7 protein-coding genes are annotated in these 8,626 nt (G+C 68.6%); 3 read left to right on the top strand and 4 right to left on the bottom strand.

Annotated features, from left to right (window positions below; genetic code table 11):
* Both ACFPZL_RS07675 and ACFPZL_RS07670 read right to left on the bottom strand, forming a co-directional pair.
* The coding region (locus ACFPZL_RS07675; protein WP_382335018.1) for a metallophosphoesterase at positions 1–695 on the bottom strand (695 nt) is incomplete at its 3' end.
* Positions 692–3,319: a transglycosylase domain-containing protein gene (locus tag ACFPZL_RS07670; RefSeq protein WP_218115281.1), complete on the bottom strand. Its 2,628-nt coding sequence runs from the start codon at positions 3,317–3,319 to the stop codon at positions 692–694. The genes ACFPZL_RS07675 and ACFPZL_RS07670, both read right to left, overlap by 4 nt.
* Positions 3,320–3,459: 140 nt before the next feature.
* On the opposite strand from ACFPZL_RS07670, the gene ACFPZL_RS07665 reads away from it, so the two are divergent.
* Positions 3,460–3,636 (top strand): DUF4177 domain-containing protein, encoded by a 177-nt coding sequence (locus tag ACFPZL_RS07665; RefSeq protein ID WP_236022046.1) that lies wholly within the window; start codon positions 3,460–3,462, stop codon positions 3,634–3,636.
* A gap of 1 nt (position 3,637) precedes the next feature.
* Positions 3,638–4,102, top strand: a complete 465-nt coding sequence (locus tag ACFPZL_RS07660; RefSeq protein ID WP_218115278.1) for a RidA family protein — start codon at positions 3,638–3,640, stop codon at positions 4,100–4,102.
* A 167-nt stretch (positions 4,103–4,269) separates the two neighbouring features.
* On the opposite strand, the gene acs is transcribed toward ACFPZL_RS07660, so the two are convergent.
* Both acs and ACFPZL_RS07650 read right to left on the bottom strand, forming a co-directional pair.
* Positions 4,270–6,255, bottom strand: a complete 1,986-nt coding sequence (gene acs, locus ACFPZL_RS07655) for an acetate--CoA ligase (RefSeq protein ID WP_218115275.1) — start codon at positions 6,253–6,255, stop codon at positions 4,270–4,272.
* 8 nt (positions 6,256–6,263) lie between these two features.
* On the bottom strand, positions 6,264–6,962 hold the full coding sequence (locus ACFPZL_RS07650) for a hypothetical protein (RefSeq protein ID WP_382332866.1): 699 nt from the start codon (positions 6,960–6,962) through the stop codon (positions 6,264–6,266).
* Positions 6,963–7,104: 142 nt separating this feature from the next.
* Here ACFPZL_RS07650 and ACFPZL_RS07645 point away from each other — a divergent pair, with 142 nt between their 5' ends.
* Positions 7,105–8,163 carry a CpaF family protein gene (locus ACFPZL_RS07645; protein WP_218116016.1) on the top strand — a complete coding sequence of 353 codons (1,059 nt, stop codon included), beginning with the start codon at positions 7,105–7,107 and terminating at the stop codon, positions 8,161–8,163.
* Positions 8,164–8,626: the final 463 nt, after the last annotated feature.

Raw genomic sequence — 8,626 nt, 5'->3', positions numbered from 1 at the left:
TGGCCGGCGAGGATCGCTCCCGCGCCGGCGGTGAGTAGCGCGTCGAGGGCGCTGCGGTACGGGGCGTGGACGGCGCCGATGCGCACGGGGTCGCCCTCGTGCGGGCCGAGATCCGTCAGTGCGGCGCGCATCCGGTCCGCGTCGTCGTAGCGGATGTGCGGGTCGCCGAGTCCCAGGAGCTCGAGATCGGTGCCGCGCACGCGCAGCCGCGCGGCGGAGTTGTTCAGATCGGTGAAGCCGAGGTCGACGAGCCCGCTGGTGAGGGCGGCGTTGTCGATGTCCTGCTGCCGGGTGGAGAGCCGGCTCGGCTCGAGGAGGTACTTGACCGGGTTCTTCAGGATCGGTCCGTAGTAGTCGTTCGATCCGTGCACGAAGACGCCCTTGGCGCCGGAGTCGGCGAGCGGTCGCAGGGAGTGCAGGAGCGGCTCACGGGCTTCCACATGCCCGAGGAGGTCGCCGGTCAGGACGACGAGGTCGGGCCGTAGCGCGGCGAGCCGACGCACCCAATCGATCTTGCGGTGCTGCCAGGGCGCCAGGTGCAGATCGCTGAGCTGCAGCACGCGCAGGGGCGCGGCATCCGGCGGCAGCAGCGGCAGTGCGTGCCGGCGCAGGGTGAAGAGCCGCGGCTCGACGAGCGTGCCCCACGCGAGGGCGCCGAGGGCGGCGCCCCCGAGCAGCTTCACCACCCGGGTCATGAGCAGTCGATGCGCAGCGTGATCTGACTCGAGCGTTTCGCGTCGTTCCCGGCGCCGGGATTCATCGATCTGACGGGGTCGTTGTTCTTGGGGCGGCCGTCACCGTTCGAGCACTGGCCGACGACCGAGCCGAAGCCCGAGGCGTTCAGCGTCTGCACGGCGTCGCGATAGCTCATGCCCACCACATCGGGCAGCTCGGTCATCTTGCCGTTGCTGCGGTAGATGGTGATGGCGCTGCCCACGGGCACCGAGGCGCCGCCCTCCGGGTCGGTTCCGGCGACCAGTCCCTCGGACACGGACGAATCCTTCGTGCCGCCGTCGGTCACGCCGAAGCCGGCAGCGGTCAGCAGCTGGGATGCCTCGTCGAAGCTCTTGCCGCGAACATCCGGCACCTTGGCGAGGGTCTGCTTGAGTGCATCCGCCGAGGGCTCGGGGAACGCCTTGCCGCCGTACTTCTGGTCGGCCATGTTCATCATGGCGGGCCAGATGACCTGGTCGCCGGCCATGAGGCCGCTGTACCCGCCGAAGTTGATGGTGGGGACGCGGCGGCAGTCGTTCTTCGAGAAGCAGTACGGGCCGGCGTTGCCGAGCCAGGTGGCCGTGGCGACCTCGGTGCTGGCGCCGACGGTCCAGTTGTCGAGGGTGTCGTCGGTCGTGCCGGTCTTGGCGAGGTGCGGGGTGCCGTACGCGGAGCGCGCGTGGCTCACGAAGTTCACCGTGTCGACGGCGAACTTCAGCACGTAGGCGACGCCTGCCGCCACGTCGGCCGAGATGGCCTGCTTGCACTTGCTGCCGGTGAAGGGCACGTCCTCGCCGTCGGGCCCCGTGATGCTGTCGATCGGGCTCGGGGTGCAGACCTTGCCGCCCCCGGAGAACGCGGCGAATGCCGAGGCCATCGTGATCGGCGCGATCTCGTCGATGCCGGCGTACACGTTCGAGAGCGCCGGCGTGAGGTCGGTCGTGCCGTAGGTCGACCAGTTCTTGTTCTCCTGCGGTGCGGCGCGCCGGATGCCCAGATCCTCCGCGAGCTTGATCGTGTCGCACAGGTCGAGCTTCTGCTGCATCGACATCACGGCGCCGTTCAGCGACTGGGCGATGCCGGTCTGCACGGAATGGTTGCCGCGCACGCCCAAGTTGTCGTTCTGGAAGGTGAAGGGGCCGTATCCGTAGACGCCTTCGCTCGAGCAGGAGTCCTTGAAGTCCTGCTGCTGCACGGTTCTACCGTTCACGTTCACGATCTCGCGCACGGAGTGCCCGGTTCTCAACCACTCCGCGAGGGTGATCGGCTTGAACGTCGATCCGACTTGGAATCCGCCGGATCCGCCGTCCTCGAAGTTCGTGTTGTAGTTGATGCTCGTGTAGTCCTTGTGCTTCTTCAAGAAGTCCGTGTCGTCGGCGAACGGCCGGTTCTGCACCATGGCGAGCACCCGCCCGGTGCCGACTTCGACGCTGACGCTCGCGGCGCCCAGGTTGATGCCGTCCATCTGGGCCGGGGCCTCCTGGCGCATGGCGGAGAGGCCGGCCTTCTGGATGTCGAGATCCACCGTCGTCATGATCTCGTAGCCGCCGCGCAGGAAGTTGAAGTTGCGCTCCTCCGCGGTGTTGCCGAAGCTCGAATCCTGCTCGATACGGCGCTGCACGTAGTCGCAGAAGTGGCCGAGGCCGTACTTCTCCTCGGCGACCGTGCAGCCCGAGTAGCGCGGGGTGATCTTCGGCTTCACCTCGGTCGCGACCGCCTTGTCGTGCTGCTCCTGCGTGATCTTGCCCGTCTCGAGCATGCGACCCAGGATCCAGTTGCGGCGGTCGGTGTTCGGCTCGATGTTCTCCTCGAGATCGAGCTGCAGCTGCGACGGCCAGTAGACGATGGCCATCAGGCTCGCGGACTCGCTCAGCGTCAGCTTCTTCGCGCTCTTGCCGTAGTAGTACTGCGCGGCCGACTCGATGCCGTAGACGGTGCGGCCGAAGAGCGCGATGTTCAGGTAGCCGAGGAGGATCTGATCCTTCGAGTACTCCTTCTCGATGCTGATCGCGTAGCGCATCTCCTTGAGCTTGCGGTCGGCATCGCGTCGCGTGGCGTCCTTGTACGCCGCGTCGCGCTCCGTCTCGTCGGCGATCGACTCGGCCTGCTGGATCAGGACGTTGCGCACGTACTGCATGGTGATCGTCGAGGCGCCGCCGGCGTCGTTGCCGCTCAGCTCGCCGATCGTGGCTCGGCCTACGCCGAGGATGTCGACGCCGCCGTGCGTGTAGAAGCGCGGATCCTCGGCCGCGACGGCCGCATCCTTCACGTACTGCGAGATGTTGTTCCAGTCGACCATCTCGCGGTTCTGCGCATAGAACGTGGCGATCTCGACGGTCTTCTTGCCCTTCTTCGCGTAGAGCGTCGAGGGCTGGGCGAGCTGGCCCGGGTTCAGGTGGTTCGGGAGGTTCTCGAAGACGCCGATGGCGGAGTTCGCGGCGAGGCCGCTCATCGCGACGACCGGGGTGACCGCGACCGTGACGAGGATGCCGGCGACCACGCTCATGATGATCGCACCGATGAGCCCGCCGATCGCGCCGCCGGCGCTGCGGGGCTTGGCCGTGCGGACAGCGCTCTTCGAGGGCCGAGAGGAGGGAGAAGCCATAGAATCAATCGTAAGCGACGCACCTGACAAATCCCTTCTGCGGCTGATTTCGCGAGATTTCTGGACGCGCAGGTGCTCGCATCGCCGGGGCGCCGCCATCGCCTGCCCCGAGAAGGCCCCCGAGAATGCAAGGAGTCGCCGTGAGCGAGAACACCGAACCGGAGCAGCGGAACTGGGAGTACTTCGTCACCCCCCTGCTGCTCCACAACGAGGCCCAGATCCTCAACAACTGGGGCGCCCAGGGGTGGGAGCTGGTGCAGATCATCGAGGGCCCCGCCGGGGGCAACGTCGCATACCTGAAGAGAGAGAAGGCCTGAATTGTCAGTGATCGAAGACCGCCTGCGCGAACTGGGCTACGAAGTCCCCGAGGTCGCGGCCCCGGTGGCCGCCTACGTGCCCGCGCTCCGTCGCGGCGACGTCGTCTACACGTCGGGCCAGCTGCCGTTCGTCGACGGGGCACTGCCCGCGACCGGCAAGGTCGGCGCCGAGGTCACGGCGGAGCAGGCCGAGGATCTCGCTCGCCTGTGCGCGCTCAACGGCCTGGCCGCGGCACGCGGCATCCTCGGATCGCTCGACAAGATCACCCGCGTCGTGAAGGTCACCGCCTTCGTCTCGTCGGATCCGTCGTTCACCGGGCAGCCCGCGGTCGCGAACGGCGCGTCCGTGTTCCTCGGCAAGGTCTTCGGCGACTCGGGCATCCACGTGCGCTCGGCCGTCGGCGTGAGCGTGCTGCCGCTCGACGCGCCGGTGGAGATCGAGTTCGTCTTCGAGGTCGCCGACTAGCGGATCGGATCGGCCGCGGGCGCGATTCGTCGCCCGCGGCCCGGCTCACGGCGAAGGGGCGGGATCGCAGGGTCCCTCCCCTTCGCCTTCCGTCCTTTCCGGGTCGCTCGCCGGCCCACTCCCGACGTAGTGGCGTCAGCGCGGATCGCGGCGAAACGCGATGCGTTTCACTCTGAGCGCTCCGCGCGCATTCTCTGCGAGATGGTCTGCATGACCGAGGTGTCGGCGAGGGTGGTGGTGTCGCCGATCTCCTTGCCCTCGGCCGCATCCTTGAGCAGGCGGCGCATGATCTTGCCCGAGCGGGTCTTCGGCAGCTCGTTCACGACGAAGACCTGCCGCGGCCGGGCGATCGCGCCGATCGCGCTCGCGACGTGCTTCTTCAGCGCGGCCTCGGCCTCCTCTTCGGAGAGGAGCGTCTGCTGCGACTTGAGGATCACGAAGGCGACGACCGCCTGACCGGTGGTCTCGTCATCCGCGCCGACCACCGCGGCCTCGGCGACGGCGTTGTGCTCGACGAGCGCGCTCTCGATCTCCGCGGTCGAGAGACGGTGCCCCGACACGTTCATCACGTCGTCGACGCGCCCCAGCAGCCAGACGTCGCCGTCCTCGTCGACCCGTGCGCCGTCGCCGGCGAAGTACTGGTCGCCGAACTTGGCCCAGTAGGTGTCGATGAAGCGGGCGTCATCGCCCCAGATCGTGCGCACCATGGACGGCCACGGGCGTCGGATCGTGAGCAGACCGCCCTGGCCGCGATCCACTCGGCCGCCCTGATCGTCGACGACGTTGACGTCGATGCCCGGCTGCGGCACCTGCGCGCTGCCCGGCTTGAGCCGGGTCAGACCGGGCAGCGGGGCGATCATGATCGCACCCGTCTCGGTCTGCCACCAGGTGTCGACGATGGGCGCCCGGCCGCCGCCGATGACCTCGTGGTACCAGCGCCACGCCTCGGGGTTGATCGGCTCGCCGACGCTGCCGAGGACCCGAATCGCCGAGAGGTCGTACTTCTCGGGCACCTGGCGGCCGACCTTCATGCAGGCGCGGATCGCCGTCGGCGCGGTGTAGAGGATCGATATCTTGTACTTCTCGATCAGGCTCCACCAGCGCCCCCAGTCCGGGGTGTCCGGGGTGCCCTCGTAGATGACCTGCGTGGCGCCGTTCGCGAGGGGACCGTAGACGACGTAGCTGTGCCCGGTCACCCAACCGATGTCGGCGGTGCACCAGTAGACGTCGGTCTCGGGCTTGAGGTCGAACACGTCGCGGTGCGTGGCGGCGGCCTGCGTGAGGTATCCGCCCGAGGTGTGCAGGATCCCCTTCGGCTTGCCCGTGGTGCCGCTCGTGTAGAGGATGAACAGCGGGTTCTCGGCGGGGAAGCCGACGGCGGTGTGCTCGCCGTCGTACGAGGCGACCTCGTCGTGCCACCAGAGGTCGCGGCCCTCCTGCATCTCGATGTCGTTCCCGGCGCGCTTCACCACGAGCACCTTCTCGACCGAGAGCGGCTGACCGTCGCCGGCGAGCGCGAGCGCGTCGTCGACCGTGGGCTTCAGCGCCGAGACGCGGCCCTTTCGGTAGCCGCCATCCGCCGTGATCACGAGCTCGGCACGTGCGTCGTCGATGCGGGCGCGCAGGCTCTCGGCGCTGAAGCCGCCGAAGACGACGGAGTGGGCGGCGCCGAGGCGGGCAACCGCGAGCATCGCCACGATGGTCTCGGGGATCATCGGCATGTAGATCGCGACGCGGTCGCCCGCGGTCACGCCGAGCGCAGTGAGCATGTTGGCGGCCTGCTTCACCTCGTGGGTGAGCTCGCCGTAGGTGATGGTGCGGGTGTCGCCCGGCTCGCCTTCGAAGTAGAAGGCGACGCGGTCGCCGAGGCCGGCTGCGACGTGGCGGTCGAGGCAGTTCGCGGTGACGTTGAGCTCGCCGTCGGCGAACCACTTGGCGAAGGGCGGATTCGACCAGTCGAGGACCTCCTCGAAGGGCTTCGTCCACTTCAGCTCGCGGGCGCGCCCCGCCCAGTAGGCCTCGGGATCCTGAGCCGCCTGCCAGTAGACCGCCGGATCGTTCAGGTTCGCCTGGGCCGTGAACTCGGCGCTGGGCGGGTAGCTCTCGACCTCGAGGGAGTGGCTCTCGATGGTGCCGTGGGTCGTATCAGTCATGGACGCCGTTATCCTGTCTGCCTGCTATGGGCTCGTTCACTACGTGTGCGGTACCCGTCGCGTGCGCCCCTGCGCCCGTGCGAGCCCCGGCGGCGCGTCGCTCTCACTGGCCCGCGCCGGGTGTTAGCAAGCGTAAAATATATTCTCGGCGCGGGCAAGTGCATCGGTGCCTCGGAGCCGGGCGGCGGTCCCGGCGCTCTGCGTTCCTCCTCCGATTCGCTCCTCTGGCTCTCTCTGCTCTCTGGGTCTTTCTCTCTGGGTCCCTCGCTCTGCGGCTCTTCTTCCTTCGCGCCTACCTGGTTTTGCGCCTTGCCCTCGCGTCCGCCTTCATTCGCGTCCTTCCTCCCATTCTTGCTTTCGCGTCCTGCTTCCGCTTCCTGCTTTCGCTTCCTGTCTTCGCGCGCTTCCTTCGCTTCCTGTCTTCGCGCCTTCCCGCCTTTCCCGTCTTCCGTTTCCTTCCTTCCTTCCTTCCTTCCTTCCTTCCTTCCTTCCCCTCGTCCTCTCCTCGCCTTTCCGCTCCTCCTCCCTTTGAACTTCCCCTTTCCCTCCCCTCGAACTTCCCCTTTCCCTCCCCTTTCCCTCCCCTCGAACTTCCCGCTTTCCCTCCTCCTCCTCCTTTCCGCCTGCAGAATTGCACCGATCTGCAGAATTGCACCTGCAAGGCCGACTTCCGAGGTGCGATCGCGCAGATCGGTGCGATCCTGCATGTCACGACGCCATTGGCGAAAAGAGACGAAGGATCCCGGTTCTCGGCGCTCACAGTTCGGCGTCCTCGAGGAGTTCCGGCGACTTCTCCACAGATCTCGCCTCGCGGGATTCTGCACACCCTCGGCGTGCTTGGCTGGATCCATGACCCGCGCATCGCCGCCCCTTCGCTCGGCCGCGCTCGGCTACGAGGCCGCCCGGGCGTTCGGCGGACTGCTGCCGCTGATCGACGATCCTGAGCTCCGGGACCTGATGATCCAGGTGACGCGCGGAGTCGGTCGCCTGTGGCTGGATCGGGGGGAATCGCTGACGCGCGTCGAAGGATGGGCGGCCTCCCCGGAGGCGGTGCGACGGTTCGCGATCGCCCTGCTCGCCGCCGGCGGCAGGCATCTGGACGAACTGCACCCCTGCGCCGATGTGCACCTCGGCGAGGGGATCCGGGCGCACGCCGTGCTGCCGCCGGTGGCCGTCGACGGGGCTGCCGTGTCCATCCGGCTGCCGCGTATGGCCGCGCTCGATTTCGGACGGTTGGTCGCCGACGGCCTCTGCGACCCGACGACCGCGGATGTTCTGCGGTCCGCCGTCGCGGCGCGCCAGAACCTGCTCGTGACCGGCGGCACGGCGACCGGCAAGACCACCCTGCTCGCGGCGCTGCTCGATCTCGTTCCCGCGGGGGAGCGGATCGTCACGATCGAGGATCTCGCGGAACTGCGTCTCGCCCATCCGCACCGCGTAGCGCTCGAGAGCCGTCAGGCCAACATCGAAGGCGCCGGAGAGATATCGCTCGAGCGCCTGCTGCGCGAAGCCCTGCGGATGCGGCCCGATCGCCTCGTGCTCGGCGAATGCCGCGGTGCCGAACTTGTGACGATGCTCGCCGCGCTGAACACCGGGCACGACGGCGGCGCGGCGACACTGCACGCCAGTCGGCTCTCCGGCGTGCCTGCCCGGCTCGAAGCGCTCGGCGCACTCGCCGGCCTCGGGCCGGAGGCACTGGCGAAGCAGGCGGTCTCCGCGATCCATCTCGTCGTGCACCTGGAGCGCACGGCTGACAGGAGCCGGCGAGTGTCCGGGCTGGGGCGTCTGCGGCTCACCGGTGGAGTACTCGCGATCGAGCCGATCCCGATCGGGTCGGCCGCGTCGCTCGGCCGGCGTGCAGCGATCGCAGGTCGAACGCTTCGGGGATCGACGGGAACCACCCGATGAGGCGGGCGGCAGCTCGGACTCGGCGTGTTCGCGGCGTGTGGGGCCTGCTCGGAGCGGCGGACCGGCAGGCTCGGGGCAGCCGAGGCCGGGGCGTCGCAGTGGACCGGCGGTCCTCGCCGATGCCGGGGCCTGTTCCGATGCCGGGAGGTGATGGTCGTGGAACATCGCAGCGGGGCGCTCCTGGGCGGCCGCGCCAGCGGCGGAGATGGTCGAAGCGATGGTGGCGGAGCCGGGTCCACCGTCTGCTCGGCCGACGGGAACGCTCTGCGAGCAGTGCGGTCGTTGTCGCGACGGAACGGGTCGCCGCGCTGCTCCGCGGTGGCATTCCGGCAACACGCGCTTGGCGGATCCTGGCGAACGAACGCATCCGAGACGGCCCGCCGGAGGGGCCGGAGCCGGGGCCGGAGCGGCAGCGGATCGCCGAACGGCTCGAACTCGGCGACGCCAGCTCCGAGGCACTGGC

Source organism: Leucobacter soli (genome assembly GCF_042659205.1).
Classification (GTDB): Bacteria; Actinomycetota; Actinomycetes; order Actinomycetales; family Microbacteriaceae; genus Leucobacter; species Leucobacter soli.
This window is presented reverse-complemented; position numbering and strand designations above follow the sequence as displayed.